General features: G+C 68.9%; 10 protein-coding genes. 5 read left to right on the top strand and 5 right to left on the bottom strand.

Annotated elements, in window-relative coordinates; all coding sequences use genetic code 11:
- The first annotated feature begins 141 nt into the window (after window positions 1-141).
- The 5 genes from QIS99_RS06040 (at window position 142) to QIS99_RS06020 (ending at window position 10,551) form a co-directional block, all read left to right on the top strand.
- Window positions 142-1,056 (top strand): hypothetical protein, encoded by a 915-nt coding sequence (locus tag QIS99_RS06040; RefSeq protein WP_282511206.1) that lies wholly within the window; start codon window positions 142-144, stop codon window positions 1,054-1,056.
- Window positions 1,057-1,406: 350 nt separating this feature from the next.
- Window positions 1,407-1,934, top strand: a complete 528-nt coding sequence (rplJ, locus tag QIS99_RS06035; RefSeq protein WP_282511204.1) for a 50S ribosomal protein L10 — start codon at window positions 1,407-1,409, stop codon at window positions 1,932-1,934.
- 124 nt (window positions 1,935-2,058) lie between these two features.
- Window positions 2,059-2,448 (top strand): 50S ribosomal protein L7/L12, encoded by a 390-nt coding sequence (gene rplL / locus QIS99_RS06030; protein ID WP_282511202.1) that lies wholly within the window; start codon window positions 2,059-2,061, stop codon window positions 2,446-2,448.
- 592 nt (window positions 2,449-3,040) lie between these two features.
- Complete coding sequence (rpoB, locus tag QIS99_RS06025; protein ID WP_282511200.1) at window positions 3,041-6,523, top strand: DNA-directed RNA polymerase subunit beta; 3,483 nt, start codon at window positions 3,041-3,043, stop codon at window positions 6,521-6,523.
- Window positions 6,524-6,651: 128 nt separating this feature from the next.
- Complete coding sequence (locus QIS99_RS06020; protein WP_282511199.1) at window positions 6,652-10,551, top strand: DNA-directed RNA polymerase subunit beta'; 3,900 nt, start codon at window positions 6,652-6,654, stop codon at window positions 10,549-10,551.
- A 58-nt stretch (window positions 10,552-10,609) separates the two neighbouring features.
- Here QIS99_RS06020 and QIS99_RS06015 read toward each other — a convergent pair whose 3' ends face one another.
- From QIS99_RS06015 to QIS99_RS05995, 5 genes are all read right to left on the bottom strand, one after another.
- A complete protein-coding gene (locus tag QIS99_RS06015) occupies window positions 10,610-11,527 on the bottom strand; it encodes a M48 family metalloprotease (RefSeq protein ID WP_349017271.1) in 918 nt (305 codons plus the stop codon).
- 368 nt (window positions 11,528-11,895) lie between these two features.
- Entirely contained in the window at window positions 11,896-12,441 is a 546-nt protein-coding gene (locus tag QIS99_RS06010; protein ID WP_408909490.1) for a Pycsar system effector family protein, read from the bottom strand.
- Window positions 12,438-13,679 (bottom strand): PE-PGRS family protein, encoded by a 1,242-nt coding sequence (locus QIS99_RS06005; RefSeq protein WP_282511197.1) that lies wholly within the window; start codon window positions 13,677-13,679, stop codon window positions 12,438-12,440. The genes QIS99_RS06010 and QIS99_RS06005 overlap by 4 nt, the downstream gene beginning before the upstream one ends.
- A 6-nt stretch (window positions 13,680-13,685) precedes the next feature.
- The gene (locus QIS99_RS06000; RefSeq protein WP_282511196.1) at window positions 13,686-16,001 is read right to left on the bottom strand and encodes a hypothetical protein; all 2,316 of its coding nucleotides are present in this window, start codon (window positions 15,999-16,001) and stop codon (window positions 13,686-13,688) included.
- The gene (locus QIS99_RS05995; protein ID WP_282511193.1) at window positions 15,998-16,837 is read right to left on the bottom strand and encodes a hypothetical protein; all 840 of its coding nucleotides are present in this window, start codon (window positions 16,835-16,837) and stop codon (window positions 15,998-16,000) included. The genes QIS99_RS06000 and QIS99_RS05995 overlap by 4 nt, the downstream gene beginning before the upstream one ends.
- Between the last annotated feature and the right edge of the window lie 10 nt (window positions 16,838-16,847).

Raw genomic sequence — 16,847 nt, 5'->3', positions numbered from 1 at the left:
CCCGACTCCCCGGTAGCCGCGTCGCGTACGCGTGTCGAAGACGGGCCCCGCACCTTCCGAGGTGCGGGGCCCGTCGGCGTCTGTCAGTGCCACGCGCTAACGTGCACAGCCGAACGTCAAATCTTTCTAGGGGTGGGGCAGATGAACACCAGGACCGTGCGGCGGGTTTGTGTCTCGATCGCGGCGGCCGCCGCGCTGACCGGCGTCGCGGCCTGCGGCGGGGGCTCGGCGGGCAAGAGCGAGGGCAAGAGCGAGAGCAAGGGCGGCGGCAAGGACCGCAGCGAAGGCGGGGGCTCGTTCAACCCGCTCACGGCCCTGCGTACGGTCGACGACAAGACCGAGGACGCCGACTCCGCCAAGGTCGACGGCACGACCACCATGGGCGCCCAGGGCAGCATGGAGATGAAGGGCGCCCTCGACTGGGCGGACGGCGTCACGGGCGTCCTGCGCATCAAGTTCACCGACGGCCCGATGGCCGACCAGATGCAGCAGACCGGCGACACCTCGATCGACTACCGCTACCTCAAGAACGGCTACTACGCGAACATGGGGGACAAGTTCGCGGCAGCCTCGGGCGGCAAGCACTGGATCGAGTACGACTACGAGACGCTCGCCGAGATGGGCGGCGCGTCCGGCCGGGCGCTCAAGAACCAGATGCAGAGCTCCACCCCCAACCAGACGGTGAAGATGCTCCTCGCCTCCGGCGACGTGAAGCGCGTCGGCGAGGAGAAGGTCCGCGGCGTCAACACCACGCACTACTCCGGCACCGTCGACGTCGCCGACCTCACGGCCAAGAACGCCGGCATGGACGAGAAGGACGCCGCGGCGCTGCGCAAGCAGCTCCAGGAGGCCGGCATGACCACGGAGAAGATCGACATCTGGGTCAACGACCAGGACCTCCTGGTGAAGAAGGTCGAAGAGGCCAAGATGAAGACCGGCGAGTTCTCCCAGACGGTCTACTACAGCGACTACGGCGTGGACGTGGCCACCGAGCAGCCCCCGGCGGACGACACCATCAACGTCAAGGACCTGATGAAGCGGCAGCCGCAGCAGTAACGCGGCCCGGGAAGGACCGCCGCCTCAGGGTCCCGGGAGCGGATTTGCTCGCCGGGACCCCGCTCGCGTACTCTCCTACAGAAGCCAAAGACCGCTGGTCGTTGCTGTGCGCTCAGTTCTGAGGGTGCGGTGGCCGAAGGATCCGCTGACTGCGGACGACCCGCGTAGGTGACTGTGGAAGCGCTCCTGGACGGATTCCGTCCGGTCGAGCTCACGCCCCGTGCACCTATGCCGGGGCGTTTCGTTTTGTGCAGACGCCCCCTTCTACGTGCCTGATTCAGGCGGTCCGGCGTACGCGGCTGATCGCGAGGTCAGCCGAGGATCATCACCCCGGAAGGAGGCCGAGGCACATGGCGACGTCCGACAAGGTCGCAGCCGTAGAGGAGATCACGCAGAAGCTGCGCGACTCCAACGCGGCTGTTGTCACCTCTTACACCGGACTGACCGTGGCGCAGCTCAAGCAGCTCCGCCGTTCTCTCGGCGAGAACGCTCAGTACCGAGTGGTGAAGAACACGCTGACCAAGATCGCGGCCAATGAGGCCGGGATCCAGCTGGACGAGCACCTCCAGGGCTCGACGGCTGTCGCCTTCGTCACCGGTGACCCGGTCGAGGCGGCGAAGGGTCTTCGTGACTTCTCCAAGGACAACCCCTCTCTCGTCATCAAGGGCGGTGTCCTTGACGGCAAGGCGCTGTCCGCCGACGACATCAAGAAGCTTGCGGACCTTGAGTCCCGCGAGGTTCTGCTCAGCAAGCTGGCCGGTGCCATGAAGGGCAAGCAGTCGCAGGCTGCCTCTGTCTTCCAGGCGCTGCCCGAGAAGTTCGTCCGCACCGCGGAGGCGCTTCGTGCCAAGCAGGCCGAGCAGGGCGGTGCCGAGTAATTCGGCTCGCGTCATGGCCGCTCCCGTCTAGGCATGCCTAGACAAGTGGCCGCAGCGGGCCCGAACGTACGCCCGCCTCACATGTACATCCGGCACCAGCCGAATTAGTGGAAGGACCGCCATCATGGCGAAGCTCAGCCAGGACGACCTGCTCGCCCAGTTCGAGGAGATGACCCTCATCGAGCTCTCCGAGTTCGTGAAGGCCTTCGAGGAGAAGTTCGACGTCACCGCCGCCGCTGCCGCGCCGGTCGTCGTCGCCGGTGGTGCCGCTGGTGGCGCCGCCGCCGAGGCCGTCGAGGAGAAGGACGAGTTCGACGTCGTCCTCACCGGCGCCGGCGACAAGAAGATCCAGGTCATCAAGGTCGTGCGCGAGCTGACCTCCCTGGGTCTGAAGGAGGCCAAGGACCTCGTCGACGGCACCCCGAAGCCGGTCCTTGAGAAGGTCGCCAAGGACGCCGCGGACAAGGCCAAGGAGGCCCTTGAGGGCGCCGGCGCCTCCGTCGAGGTCAAGTGACCTCGCGAGTCGTCTGACTCTTCCGGGCCTTGACGGCTCGCGCGCTGTAACGCGCACACACTGAAGGGCGATCACCCATGTGGGTGGTCGCCTTTCGGCGTTCCCGGGAGTCGCCGTGACGGCTGCCTTGCACTGACGGCACGGCCGAGTATGGTGATCTTCGTTGTGCCTCCGGTGCCCCGTGGTGACCTTTGCGGCAGCCCGGTTTCGGCAGGGGGGCCTTGACGAACCGCACGCAGCGCGCAATTCTCAGGACGCGTCGTCACATCGATCCGAATCCGAGGCATGGATCGATGACGAACAGGGCAGTGTGGATATGCGCCCAGCGGCGAGGGGTCTGCCGCTGGTGCCGACAACAGTAGGACTCTGAGGTGTTCGTGGGTCTCAATAAAAACCCGCTCTGGACATCAGTGGGCCGAGTGGCTACACTGACCCTTTGCGCTGCCTGTTAGCTGCCTCCTGCCCGTCACCAGGGGCATGCCCGCACCTGAGCAGAGTCGATTGAACCTCCCTGACCTGGGATTTCTCATTCGTCGCTCGGTATGGGACCGGCACGCGCGTAGTGAGTCCGAGCCCTCGGAAGGACCCCCTCTTGGCCGCCTCGCGCAACGCCTCGACTGCCAATACGAACAACGGCGCCAGCACCGCCCCGCTGCGCATCTCCTTTGCAAAGATCAAGGAGCCCCTTGAGGTTCCGAACCTGCTCGCGCTGCAGACCGAGAGCTTCGACTGGCTGCTCGGCAACACCGCCTGGCAGAGTCGGGTCGAGGCGGCTCTGGAGTCCGGTCAGGACGTCCCCACCAAGTCCGGTCTGGAGGAGATCTTCGAGGAGATCTCCCCGATCGAGGACTTCTCCGGGTCGATGTCGCTGACCTTCCGCGACCACCGCTTCGAGCCCCCGAAGAACTCCATCGACGAGTGCAAGGAGCGCGACTTCACGTACGCGGCGCCGCTCTTCGTCACCGCCGAGTTCACCAACAACGAGACCGGCGAGATCAAGTCCCAGACGGTCTTCATGGGCGACTTCCCGCTCATGACGAACAAGGGCACTTTCTGCATCAACGGCACCGAGCGTGTCGTCGTTTCGCAGCTCGTCCGCTCGCCGGGTGTCTACTTCGACTCCTCCATCGACAAGACGTCCGACAAGGACATCTTCTCGGCCAAGATCATCCCGTCCCGGGGTGCCTGGCTGGAGATGGAGGTCGACAAGCGCGACATGGTCGGCGTCCGCGTCGACCGCAAGCGCAAGCAGTCCGTCACCGTCCTCCTGAAGGCGCTCGGCTGGACCACCGAGCAGATCCTTGAGGAGTTCGGCGAGTACGAGTCCATGCGCGCCACCCTGGAGAAGGACCACACCCAGGGCCAGGACGACGCGCTGCTCGACATCTACCGCAAGCTGCGCCCGGGCGAGCCGCCCACGCGTGAGGCCGCGCAGACGCTGCTTGAGAACCTCTACTTCAACCCGAAGCGCTACGACCTCGCGAAGGTCGGCCGCTACAAGGTCAACAAGAAGCTCGGTGCGGACGCTCCGCTCGACGCCGGCGTCCTGACCGTCGAAGACATCATCGCGACGATCAAGTACCTGGTGAAGCTGCACGCCGGTGAGACCGAGACCGTCGGTGACAACAGCCAGGCCGTGGTCGTCGAGACCGACGACATCGACCACTTCGGCAACCGTCGTCTGCGTAACGTCGGCGAGCTCATCCAGAACCAGGTCCGTACGGGTCTGGCGCGTATGGAGCGTGTCGTCCGTGAGCGCATGACGACGCAGGACGTCGAGGCGATCACGCCGCAGACGCTGATCAACATCCGGCCGGTCGTCGCCTCCATCAAGGAGTTCTTCGGCACCAGCCAGCTGTCGCAGTTCATGGACCAGACGAACCCGCTGTCGGGCCTGACCCACAAGCGTCGTCTGTCCGCGCTCGGCCCCGGTGGTCTGTCCCGTGAGCGGGCCGGCTTCGAGGTCCGCGACGTGCACCCTTCGCACTACGGCCGCATGTGCCCGATCGAGACGCCCGAAGGCCCGAACATCGGTCTGATCGGTTCGCTCGCCTCGTACGGCCGGGTCAACGCGTTCGGCTTCGTCGAGACGCCGTACCGCAAGGTCGTGGACGGTGTCGTCACCGACGACGTCGACTACCTGACGGCCGACGAAGAGGACCGCTTCGTCATCGCGCAGGCCAACGCCCCGCTCACCGACGACCTGCACTTCGCCGAGGCGCGTGTGCTCGTCCGTCGCCGTGGCGGCGAGATCGACTACATCCCCGGTGACGACGTCGACTACATGGACGTCTCGCCGCGTCAGATGGTGTCCGTCGCGACCGCGATGATCCCCTTCCTGGAGCACGACGACGCCAACCGCGCGCTCATGGGATCGAACATGATGCGCCAGGCCGTGCCGCTGATCAAGGCGGAGGCCCCGCTGGTCGGTACGGGCATGGAGTACCGCTGCGCGGTCGACGCCGGTGACGTCATCAAGGCCGAGAAGGACGGTGTCGTCCAGGAGGTCTCCGCCGACTACGTGACGGTGGCCAACGACGACGGCACCTACACCACGTACCGCGTGGCGAAGTTCTCCCGCTCCAACCAGGGCACCTCCTTCAACCAGAAGGTCGTCGTCAACGAGGGCGCGCGCGTCATCGAGGGCCAGGTCCTCGCCGACGGTCCCTCGACCGACGAGGGCGAGATGGCGCTCGGCAAGAACCTGCTCGTGGCGTTCATGCCGTGGGAGGGCCACAACTACGAGGACGCGATCATCCTGTCGCAGCGCCTCGTGCAGGACGACGTCCTCTCCTCGATCCACATCGAGGAGCACGAGGTCGACGCCCGTGACACCAAGCTCGGCCCGGAGGAGATCACCCGGGACATCCCGAACGTCTCCGAGGAGGTCCTCGCCGACCTCGACGAGCGCGGCATCATCCGGATCGGTGCCGAGGTCGTCGCCGGCGACATCCTCGTCGGCAAGGTCACGCCCAAGGGTGAGACCGAGCTGACGCCGGAGGAGCGCCTGCTCCGCGCGATCTTCGGTGAGAAGGCCCGCGAGGTCCGCGACACCTCCCTGAAGGTGCCGCACGGCGAGACCGGCAAGGTCATCGGCGTCCGCGTCTTCGACCGCGAAGAGGGCGACGAGCTGCCGCCGGGCGTGAACCAGCTGGTTCGCGTGTACGTCGCGCAGAAGCGCAAGATCACCGATGGTGACAAGCTCGCCGGCCGTCACGGCAACAAGGGCGTCATCTCGAAGATCCTGCCCGTCGAGGACATGCCGTTCCTTGAGGACGGCACGCCGGTCGACATCATCCTCAACCCGCTGGGTGTCCCGTCCCGAATGAACCCGGGACAGGTCCTGGAGATCCACCTCGGCTGGCTCGCCAGCCGCGGCTGGAAGGTCGAGGGCGCCGAGGAGTGGATGCAGCGCCTGCAGCGCATCGGCGCCGACGAGGTCCCCGCCGGGTCGAACGTCGCCACGCCGGTCTTCGACGGCGCGCGCGAGGACGAGATCTCCGGTCTGTTCGAGCACACGATCCCGAACCGCGACGGCGAGCGCATGGTGCAGCCGTCCGGCAAGGCGCAGCTGTTCGACGGCCGCTCCGGCGAGCCGTTCCCGGACCCGATCTCGGTCGGCTACATGTACATCCTCAAGCTGCACCACCTGGTCGACGACAAGCTGCACGCCCGCTCGACCGGCCCGTACTCGATGATCACCCAGCAGCCGCTCGGTGGTAAGGCCCAGTTCGGTGGTCAGCGCTTCGGTGAGATGGAGGTGTGGGCGCTGGAGGCGTACGGCGCCGCTTACGCCCTCCAGGAGCTGCTGACGATCAAGTCCGACGACGTCACCGGCCGCGTGAAGGTCTACGAGGCCATCGTCAAGGGCGAGAACATCCCAGAGCCGGGCATCCCCGAGTCCTTCAAGGTGCTCATCAAGGAGATGCAGTCGCTCTGCCTGAATGTGGAGGTGCTGTCGTCCGACGGTATGTCCATCGAGATGCGCGACACGGATGAGGACGTCTTCCGCGCCGCGGAGGAGCTCGGCATCGACCTGTCCCGGCGCGAGCCGAGCAGCGTCGAAGAGGTCTGACGGGTCTGGTCGGGGCCTCTTCCTGAGAGGCCCCGGCCCCGCCCCGGACCCGTACAGACCATGATTTAGCGCCCTTTCGCTCACTGAGTGCGAGGGGCACGACCCCCGAAAGAGGGATTGACGACAAAGTGCTCGACGTCAACTTCTTCGACGAGCTGCGGATCGGCCTGGCCACCGCGGACGACATCCGACAGTGGTCGCACGGCGAGGTCAAGAAGCCGGAGACCATCAACTACCGCACCCTGAAGCCCGAGAAGGACGGACTCTTCTGCGAGAAGATCTTCGGTCCGACCCGGGACTGGGAGTGCTACTGCGGCAAGTACAAGCGTGTCCGGTTCAAGGGCATCATCTGCGAGCGCTGCGGCGTCGAGGTCACTCGCGCCAAGGTGCGTCGTGAGCGGATGGGCCACATCGAGCTGGCCGCTCCCGTCACCCACATCTGGTACTTCAAGGGCGTCCCGTCGCGCCTCGGGTACCTGCTCGACCTGGCGCCGAAGGACCTTGAGAAGGTCATCTACTTCGCCGCGTACATGATCACGTTCGTGGACGAGGAGCGCCGTACGCGCGACCTGCCGTCCCTGGAGGCGCACGTCTCCGTCGAGCGTCAGCAGATCGAGAACCGTCGCGACTCCGACCTGGAGGCCCGCGCCAAGAAGCTTGAGACCGACCTGGCCGAGCTTGAGGCCGAGGGCGCCAAGGCCGATGTGCGCCGCAAGGTGCGCGAGGGCGCCGAGCGCGAGATGAAGCAGCTGCGCGACCGTGCGCAGCGCGAGATCGACCGTCTCGACGAGGTGTGGAACCGCTTCAAGAACCTCAAGGTCCAGGACCTGGAGGGCGACGAGCTGCTCTACCGCGAGCTGCGTGACCGCTTCGGCACGTACTTCGACGGCTCGATGGGTGCCGCTGCCCTGCAGAAGCGCCTGGAGTCCTTCGACCTCAACGAGGAGGCCGAGCGCCTCCGCGAGATCATCCGCACCGGCAAGGGCCAGAAGAAGACCCGTGCGCTCAAGCGCCTCAAGGTCGTCTCCGCGTTCCTGCAGACCAGCAACAGCCCCAAGGGCATGGTGCTCGACTGCGTGCCGGTCATCCCGCCGGACCTGCGTCCGATGGTGCAGCTGGACGGTGGCCGCTTCGCGACCTCCGACCTGAACGACCTGTACCGCCGCGTCATCAACCGCAACAACCGCCTGAAGCGCCTTCTCGACCTCGGTGCGCCCGAGATCATCGTGAACAACGAGAAGCGCATGCTCCAGGAGGCCGTCGACGCGCTCTTCGACAACGGCCGTCGCGGCCGCCCGGTCACGGGCCCCGGCAACCGTCCGCTGAAGTCGCTGTCCGACATGCTCAAGGGCAAGCAGGGCCGCTTCCGTCAGAACCTGCTCGGTAAGCGTGTGGACTACTCCGCGCGTTCCGTGATCGTCGTCGGTCCGCAGCTGAAGCTGCACCAGTGCGGTCTGCCGAAGGCCATGGCCCTGGAGCTCTTCAAGCCGTTCGTGATGAAGCGCCTGGTCGACCTGAACCACGCGCAGAACATCAAGAGCGCCAAGCGCATGGTGGAGCGCGGCCGCACGGTCGTGTACGACGTCCTCGAAGAGGTCATCGCCGAGCACCCGGTTCTGCTGAACCGTGCTCCCACCCTGCACCGCCTCGGCATCCAGGCCTTCGAGCCGCAGCTGGTCGAGGGCAAGGCCATCCAGATCCACCCGCTCGTCTGCACCGCGTTCAACGCGGACTTCGACGGTGACCAGATGGCCGTGCACCTGCCGCTGTCCGCGGAGGCGCAGGCCGAGGCCCGCATCCTGATGCTGTCCTCGAACAACATCCTCAAGCCGGCCGACGGCCGTCCGGTCACCATGCCGACCCAGGACATGGTGCTCGGTCTGTTCTTCCTCACCACGGACGAGGAAGAGATCAAGGTCATCGGTGAGGGCCGCTCCTTCGGCTCCACGGCCGAGGCCGTCATGGCGTTCGACGCCCGTGAGCTCTCGCTGCAGGCGAAGGTCGACATCCGCTTCCCGGTGGGCACCATCCCGCCGCGCGGCTGGACCCCGCCGGTGGCCGAGGAGGGCGAGCCGGAGTACCAGACGGGCGACAGCTTCCGGCTGCGTACGACTCTGGGCCGCGCGCTCTTCAACGAGCTGCTGCCCGAGGACTACCCGTTCGTCGACTACTCGGTGGGCAAGAAGCAGCTCTCCGAGATCGTCAACGACCTGGCGGAGCGCTACCCCAAGGTCATCGTGGCGGCGACGCTCGACAACCTGAAGGCGGCCGGCTTCTACTGGGCGACCCGTTCCGGCGTCACCGTGGCCATCTCCGACATCGTGGTCCCCGAGGCCAAGAAGGAGATCGTCGCGGGCTACGAGGCCCAGGACGAGAAGGTCCAGAAGCAGTACGAGCGCGGCCTCATCACCAAGGACGAGCGCACCAACGAGCTCATCACCATCTGGACCCGCGCGACCAACGAGGTCGCCGAGGCGATGAACGCGAACTTCCCGAAGACCAACCCCATCTACATGATGGTGAACTCGGGTGCTCGCGGAAACATGATGCAGATGCGTCAGATCGCCGGTATGCGTGGTCTGGTGTCCAACGCCAAGAACGAGACGATCCCGCGTCCCATTAAGGCGTCGTTCCGTGAGGGCCTGTCCGTACTGGAGTACTTCATCTCCACGCACGGTGCCCGTAAGGGTCTGGCGGACACCGCCCTGCGTACCGCCGACTCCGGTTACCTGACCCGTCGTCTGGTGGACGTCTCCCAGGACGTCATCATCCGCGAGGAGGACTGTGGCACCGACCGCGGTCTGAAGCTGCGGATCGCCTCGAAGGGCGCCGACGGTGTGCTGCGGAAGGCCGAGGACGTCGAGACCTCGGTGTACGCCCGCATGCTCGCCGAGGACGTCGTCATCGACGGCAAGGTCATCGCGCCGGCCAACGTCGACCTCGGTGACGTGCTCATCGACGCCCTGGTCGCGCACGGTGTGGAGGAGGTCAAGACCCGCTCGGTCCTGACCTGTGAGTCCGCGGTCGGCACGTGTGCGTACTGCTACGGCCGTTCGCTCGCCACCGGCAAGCTGGTCGACATCGGTGAGGCGGTCGGCATCATCGCCGCCCAGTCCATCGGTGAGCCCGGTACGCAGCTGACGATGCGTACCTTCCACACCGGTGGTGTGGCCGGTGACGACATCACCCAGGGTCTGCCCCGTGTGGTCGAGCTCTTCGAGGCTCGTACGCCGAAGGGTGTCGCCCCGATCTCCGAGGCCGCGGGCCGTGTCCGCATCGAGGAGACCGAGAAGACCAAGAAGATCATCGTCACCCCGGACGACGGCAGCGACGAGACGGCGTTCCCGATCTCGAAGCGCGCCCGTGTCCAGGTGGCCGAGGGCGACCACGTCGAGGTGGGCCAGAAGCTCACCGTGGGTGCCACCAACCCGCACGACGTGCTGCGCATCCTCGGTCAGCGCGCGGTCCAGGTCCACCTGGTCGGCGAGGTCCAGAAGGTCTACAACTCGCAGGGTGTGTCGATCCACGACAAGCACATCGAGATCATCATCCGGCAGATGCTCCGCCGCGTGACGATCATCGAGTCCGGCGACGCCGAGCTGCTGCCCGGCGAGCTGGTCGAGCGCTCGAAGTTCGAGCACGAGAACCGTCGTGTGGTCCAGGAGGGCGGTCACCCGGCCTCCGGTCGTCCGCAGCTCATGGGTATCACCAAGGCCTCGCTTGCCACGGAGTCCTGGCTGTCGGCGGCGTCCTTCCAGGAGACGACGCGAGTCCTCACGGACGCGGCGATCAACGCCAAGTCCGACTCGCTCATCGGCCTCAAGGAGAACGTCATCATCGGTAAGCTCATCCCGGCCGGTACGGGCCTGTCCCGCTACCGCAACATCCGGGTCGAGCCGACCGAGGAGGCCAAGGCCGCGATGTACTCGGCCGTCGGCTACGACGACATCGACTACTCGCCGTTCGGCACGGGCTCCGGCCAGGCCGTCCCGCTGGAGGACTACGACTACGGTCCGTACAACCAGTGAGCTAGTCGCTTGAGTTGAAGGGCGGTCACCCCTGCGGGGGTGGCCGCCCTTTGGTGTGTCAGCGGCGGGACTGCAGATACGGCTGCAGGTGGTGCATTCGCGTGTGGAAGTCGGGGTGCGAGGCCAGCAGCTTGGCCAGCCCCTCCTGCCGGGGCGCGGGCACGGCGCCTGCGGGCAGCGCCGCCCGCTCGGCCTGCTGGGCGTCGTGTTCCATCCGGGTCAGGACCTCGACCAGCATCGGGGCGAAGCCGAGGGCGGCCGCCTGCTGGTCGGCGCGGAGTTCGCTGCGCCGGCCCATGGCCGCCAGGGCGTACGGCATGACGAGCAGCAGCAGCGGCAGGCCGTAGAGGGTGTGGACGGTGCTCGCGATGATGCCGCCGAAGACCATCAGGAACAGGCCGGCGACGAAGCAGGACATCCCACCGGACGCTCTCCGGACGCGCGCGGCCCCGACGCGGATCACCCGCCATACGATCCTGCCGGGCAGCGCGTACCAGTACCCGAGCAGGGACGACCAGGAGTGCCCGCCGATGTGGTGGCCGAGCTCGTGCGCGAGTACCGCGCCGAGTTGCCCGGTGGGCAGTTGCTGTACGGCAAAGCGGGTGACGCCGACGATATGGCCGGCGGCGGCGACCGCGTTGAGCTCGTCGCTGTCCTCGATCCAGAACTCGTAGGTGCGGCCGTCGATGCCCGCGCGTGCGGTGACCTCGTACCAGACCGGCTCAAGGCGGGCGCGCTCCTCCGGGGTGGGGTAGCGGAGCCGGAGCAGGTGGCGGGCGATGACCCCCTCGGTGGGGCGGTGGAAGACGAGCAGGCCACTGGCCAGCCACAGTAGGACGACCAGCAGTCCGAGTCCGCCGAACAGCAGCGAGAACATGAGGACGACCAGCAGGCTGCAGAGGAAGTTCGGCACGTACAACAGCAGTCCGCCCACCGCCGTGGCGTCCGCCCGCCGCTGACGGTCCGCGAGATGCACCCGGCGCTGGGCGAAGTCGAGGTCGTGCGGGTGTGGTTGTGGCTGTGGCTGTGGCTGTGGGGGTGGGGATGGCGGGGGTGGGGCCTGCGGGGGAATCGGTGGCGGGTAGGCCGGGGGCTGTTGTGCGGGGTGCGGGGGAGGGGCCGGGGCCGCCGGCGGTGTGTGGGCGGTGGGCTGCTGCTGTGGGTACTGGGGTGGGTCGGGGTACTCGGGTGGGTCGGGGTACTGGGGTGGGTCAGGGTGCTGAGGAGGTTCGGGGTACTGAGGTGGCTCGGGGTACTGAGGTGGCGCGTCGTCGGGTGGCTCGGGGTACTGGGGGCCTGGGGGCTGGGTCATGGGAGGTCCTGGGTCGGTGGGGCCGAGTGGGGTCAGCCGACGAGCAGTGCGATGGGGACGAGTGCCGTGCCACCGCAGAAGGAGATGAGTCCGGTACGTATCCAGTGGTGCTTGCGCACGGCGATCCGGCTGGTGTCGGCGAGGGCGGACAGCAGCGCGGCGGTCGGAGCCCGGGTCGTGTCGTCGAGGGCGTCCGCCAACTTGCCTGCCTGTACCGCGCGTTGGATGTCGCCGAAGTAGGTGAGGGGGTTGCCCGGCGTCCAGGAGCCGCGGCGGTAGCGCGGCAGTACGGCGAGGAGCATGGCGAGCAGCGCCAGGGCGAGCGCGAGCACTCCGGGCCACCAGAGCAGGGCGCCGAGGAGGCTCAGCTCCCGCGGCGACCAGTCGCTCCCGGCCAGCCGCCCGCTGAACACGCCGACGGTCAGACCGAGTGCGGCGACCAGGACGGACGCCTTGCTGTCGGCGCGTCCGATCTCGGCCCTGAGGTCGGCGAGCAGCCGCTCGCCGGTGGCGCTGGCGCCGGCGGGCGTGGGCGTGGCGGGGGAGGTCGTCGGTGGTGTGGGTGCTGTGGCGGTCACGGTGTGCCTTCCCCCGGGGCGGAGTGCGGCTGCGGCTGCTGCTGATCCGGCTCGGGCGCGGGCTCGGTCGCGGCATACGGCGATGGGGCGGGGGGATGCGCCGGCGGGGGTACGGCGCCGGTCTGGCCGTAGGTGTCCGCGGGCGTCTGGCCGTGGGTGTCCGCGGGCGTCTGGCCGTGGGTGTCCGCGGGCGTCTGGCCGTGGGTGTCCGCCGGCCCGCCGGCCGACAGTGCGCTCTCCGCTCCCGGAGCCGCGGGCGGAGGCTGCTGGGCGACGCCGGGCAGTCGTTGATTGAGGATGTCGTTGACCACCTGGAGCGCGAGGCGCCGGGGCTCCTCCTTCTGGTAGTCCTCCAGGCCGTCGCCCTTGAGGAGCTGCTCGGCGACCCCCAACTGACTCTGGATCATGGCGAGTTGGTCGGCTCGCATGCTCTCCATCACGAGCCGGGAGTCCTCGGGGTGCTGGGCCAGGTGCAGGGCCCAGGCCGCGACCCCGCCCTGCTGCAGGTGGTACTGGTAGAAGTTGATCTTCTGGGCGTTGATTTCCTGCAGCTGCTGGGTGCGGAGGAGCTCCAGCTCGTGCTGCTGGTGCTGCGCCCGCATCCGCAGCTCGTGCTGCGGGTCGAGCAGCTCGCCCGCGTACCGGATGTCGCGCAGCTGCCGACGGTGGGCGAGCGTGCCCTCGTCGAGGCTCAGCCGCACGGTGCCACCGACCCGGAGGCCGGTGCCGGCGGCCAGCCCGCCGGGCAGCGAGTCGACGGCGCGCTGGACCGCGGCCTCGGCGGCAGGGCTCCGTTCGATGGGGAAGCCGCGCGTCACGGCACGCGCGAGGTGTTCGAGCTCGCCGCGCAGACGGGCCGGTACGTCCCGCTCCCCGCTCGCGACGTACTGGGCCGGGTCGGCCACGCGCCAGCTCAGGTCCGCGCCGGCGGTGAACGTGAAGGCGTCGTCGTCGCTGGGCAGCTCCAGATCGAGGTGGACCGCGTGCTGGCCCATGTCGACTTCGTACACCGCGGTGTACCGCTTGGCCGTCGTGTCGCCGCGGGACGGCCGGTGCGGCGGGATGAAGGCGTCGTACGCGCCCTTGGCTGTGGTGAAGACCAGGGCGTGGTCGACTCCCGTGGCCGGGCGGCGCGGGTCGAAGCGCGAGATCGACCGGACCGTGAGCACGGGGTCGGTCAGCTGTGTGTGACGGTCGGCTTGCTGCTGCCACTCGGGCGGCCGGCGGAAATCCGCCATGGATGCTCAACTCCTCGATGTTGCAGGGGAATTCAGTAGGGGAAGGAGGCGGGCGGCGACCCCGGACGGGGATGTGCCGTCCGCCCCCGGCGTGGTGCGCAGCAGATGGCTGAGCCGGGCCACGTCCTCACCGCCGATGGCCAGCCGGGGGAGCAGCGAGGCCAGCGCGGACTCGGCGTCACCGCTCTGCTCGGCGGCGTGCAGCCAGGTGCGGAGGCAGCCGAGCGCGGGGCGGGTGTGCGTGCGGTCGTTCAGGGCGAGCCGCCACAGGGCGGCCAGGTCGCGGGCGCCGTCGGCGTGCTGCTCCCCCTCGCGGACGTACCAGGCGAGCACCCCGTCCTCGTCGGTGTGCGCGCAGGCGGCGACGAAGGTGGAGAGCACGAAGTCACGTACGGCGGCGGAGTCCTGGCGGCCGAGCACGGCCAGCCGGCCGAGCATCTCGGCACGGTCGCCCTCCACGAGCAGCAACTGCGCGGACTCGGCCAGATGCCGGTGTTCGGAGACGCTGCCGGGGGCCGAGCGGGCCCGTTCGGCGAAGGCGTCGAGGGCGGGCCCGGCCTGGTCGGGGCTGAGCGGGGCGAGCAGCGCGTAGCCGCGGACGGCGGTCCAGCGGCGGGCCTCCTGGTGGTCCGTGCACCACTGTCCGAGGATTCGCGGCACGCCGGGAGCGCCGAGGAGATGGGCGAGCGTCAGCGCGTTCGCCGCGATGAGCCGGGGCGCGAAGAACCGGGCCGTGGCCCAGCCGTCGATCAGGTGGTTCATGGTGGACGGCAGGTCCGCACGCGCGAGCATCGCGGTGGCCGCGGCCGCCCGGGTGCGTACGACGGGCCGCCGGTCGGTCGCCAGGCGCTTGATCCAGCGGATGAGAGCGGGGCGCGCCGACGGATGCCCGGTCCACACCTCGGTCAGCAGCACCTGGGCCGTCGCCGGGTCGTGGTACGCGGCCATCAGCTGGGGGACGCGGCCCCACTCGGTCGTCTCGTGCTGCTCGAAGCTGCCGGCCCGCGCGAGCCGGAGCCGTTCGGCGGGTGAGCGCCCGAACACGGGAATCTCCGGGACCGTCTCGGCGTGCTCGGTGCGCTGCAGCTCCACGTAGAGCAGGTCGGCGAACTCGGCGGCCAGGGTGTAGGGCGCCTCGTCGAACACCGCGAGCGAGATCAGGAACGCCTTCTCCCTCAGCTCGGCCGTCTTGTCGCTCAGCCACGCGTGCACCTGGCGCTCGACCTGGGCGCGGCCGAACGCGGCGAGCTCGTCGAGGGAGGCGCTGCCCTGTGCGTACGCGGCGAGCTGCCGGGCGAAGCCCGAGGTCTCGGTGACCGAGTGCTCCTGGCCGAGGAAGGCGCGCACGGGTTCGAGGGCGAGCAGCTCGTCGTCGAGTGCGCTCAGCGGACCGGGGCACGTGCCGTGCTCGCGCTGTGCGGCGTCGAAGTGGGCCCGCAGGAGCTTCTCGGCGGGCGGCGGCTCCCAGGGGATTCCGTCCACCTGCAGGAGCGTGGCGCTGCGCTCGACGGTGATCACCAGGTGCCCGCCGGTCTGCTCCAGGCGTTCGAGCGCGGCGAGCACATGGGTCTCGCGCAACGGCGTGCCCCTGCTCAGAGCGAGGTCGCACAGGACATGTCCGCCTGCGCCCAGCTGGTCGCGCAGGGCGCCCGGCGCGATCTCCGGGTCGAGGGCGCGCACCGCCCGGTTGCCCAGGCGGTGAAGCAGCATCAGGGCGGCGGCGCGGCGGCCGGTCGAGTGCGCCCCGGTGAGGACCACGACCCGTTCGTTGCGCAGCCGCTCCAGCGCCTCGTCGAAGGCGGGTTCCGCTACGAACACCGCGTCCAGCGCGTCGAGTTCGGCACCGGGGATCGCGCCGGAGGAGTGCCGGGCGCCTCCCGGGCCGTGCTGGTGGATCACCGTCTTGCCGCCGAGGTAGACGTCTCCGGCGACGTGCCCGCCGGACACGCCGTGCTGGCTTCCGCCCACGAGGGAGCCGCCGAAGGCCGCCGAGGCCCCGAGGATGAACTCCGGTGCGTGATCGATGAGTTCGCGCCGTGCGGCGTGGGCTTCCTGCGGTTCGTCCGGCTGTTCCGGCTGTTCCGGCTGGCCCTGCCGGCCCGACTGGCCGGCCTGTTCCGGATGCGGGGCGGCGGTGGCCGAGAGCGGACCGGGGGGCGGTGCGGGGGGCTGCGCCGCCGGTCCGCCGGGTACGCCGGCCGCCGCTGCGCCCTGTACGCCCCGCGGGTCCTGTACGCCCCGCGGGTCCTGTACGCCCCGCGGGTCCTGTACGCCCCGCGGGCCCTGTGCGCCTTGTGCGCCCTCAGCGCGGTGGGCGGTCATGAGCCCGCACCTCGCCGTGCATCGCCGAGGTGGACGTCGCCGCGGACCGTGCCACCGGAGACGCCGTGCTGGTCGCCCCCGACCAGGCTGCCGCCGAAGCTCGGGGCGCCGCCGTTGAAGACGATGTTCACGCCGCCCGCCGCCGCGTGGGGCTCGGCCGGTCCGCCGCCGGTCCGGTTCCCGCCTTCGGCGCCGCTTTCGGCACCGGCGGCATCGGTGTCCGTATCGGCATCGCCGCCCGTCCTGGCCCCGCCGGTGCCGGTGGGCGGGGCGCCGTGCAGCCAGGCGGCCAGCGGTCCGTTCTTGCTCTGCACCGTCACCTCATGGAAGTCCTCTGCCGGGATTCCCGGGTGTCCGTGGCGCACGATGCCCTGGTGGACAGGGTCGGACACCAGCAGAGCCACGTCCGCCTCGCGCTCGGCGAGCGCGGCCCGCAGCAGCTCCGCGTCCAGCAGCCGACAGGCATGGTTGAGGTGGGAGCCGACCCAGCCGCCGTCCTCGTCGACGGCCACGTACCCACTGGCCAGCACGGCCCGCAGCCGCATCTGCGCGGTGCTCGACGCCATCCTGTTCTGCGTGTGCAGCTGGGCCGGCAGTTCACCGAGCAGCGCCCGCAGCAGCGAGGTGACCGGAGCGCTCGCGTCGATCAGCTCCATGACGGAGTCGCCGCGGTCGGCCCGCAGCCTCCGCGTCTCGTCGATCCCCGCCGCGTCCAGCGTCCGGTCCGCGATCCCGTAGAGCATGCGCCGCAGGTACGCCTGCTCGACATCGTCCCGGTCGCTGAAGCGCTCGATGTCGAGCAGCAGGATGGTTCGGTTCACAGGGTCTGTGGTCATGAGGAGCAGC

It is taken from the genome of Streptomyces solicavernae (genome assembly GCF_029968095.1).
Classification (GTDB): Bacteria; Actinomycetota; Actinomycetes; order Streptomycetales; family Streptomycetaceae; genus Streptomyces; species Streptomyces solicavernae.
This window is presented reverse-complemented; position numbering and strand designations above follow the sequence as displayed.

Excerpts from the sequence above, each read along its gene's own strand:
- rplL (WP_282511202.1), top strand. The coding sequence starts at position 2,059 with ATGGCGAAGCTCAGCCAGGACGACCTGCTCGCCCAGTTCGAGGAGATG.
- QIS99_RS06000 (WP_282511196.1), bottom strand. The coding sequence starts at position 16,001 with ATGACCGCCCACCGCGCTGAGGGCGCACAAGGCGCACAGGGCCCGCGG.
- QIS99_RS06040 (WP_282511206.1), top strand. The coding sequence starts at position 142 with ATGAACACCAGGACCGTGCGGCGGGTTTGTGTCTCGATCGCGGCGGCC.
- QIS99_RS06005 (WP_282511197.1), bottom strand. The coding sequence starts at position 13,679 with ATGGCGGATTTCCGCCGGCCGCCCGAGTGGCAGCAGCAAGCCGACCGT.
- rplJ (WP_282511204.1), top strand. The coding sequence starts at position 1,407 with ATGGCGACGTCCGACAAGGTCGCAGCCGTAGAGGAGATCACGCAGAAG.
- QIS99_RS05995 (WP_282511193.1), bottom strand. The coding sequence starts at position 16,837 with ATGACCACAGACCCTGTGAACCGAACCATCCTGCTGCTCGACATCGAG.